The organism is Erwinia sp. V71 (genome assembly GCF_965644245.1).
In the GTDB taxonomy this organism is placed as follows: Bacteria; Pseudomonadota; Gammaproteobacteria; order Enterobacterales; family Enterobacteriaceae; genus Erwinia.
This window is the reverse complement of sequence record NZ_CBFFRK010000338.1, coordinates 1-229: the sequence shown is the minus strand read 5'-3', so window position 1 is coordinate 229 and position 229 is coordinate 1. Positions and strand designations below refer to the sequence as shown.

Sequence of the window (229 nt, the reverse complement as noted above, 5' to 3'; positions counted from 1 at the left end):
CAAAGAACATTGTCCTGAACGCACTGCTGATGGCTGTATGGCGGCGTAATCCCCAAAAACAGGTGCTGGTTCACTCGGACCAGGGCAGTCAGTACACAAGCCATGAGTGGCAGTCGTTCCTGAAATCACACGGCCTGGAGGGGAGCATGAGCCGTCGCGGTAACTGTCACGATAATGCGGTTGCAGAAAGCTTTTTCCAGTTGCTGAAACGCGAACGGATAAAGAAAAA

The 229-nt window shown here is 52.0% G+C and carries 1 protein-coding gene; it reads left to right on the top strand.

Translation table 11 applies throughout. The features are described 5' to 3' along the window. On the top strand, positions 1 to 229 hold a 229-nt coding region (locus ACSZO1_RS22870), incomplete at both ends, for a DDE-type integrase/transposase/recombinase (RefSeq protein WP_437616707.1).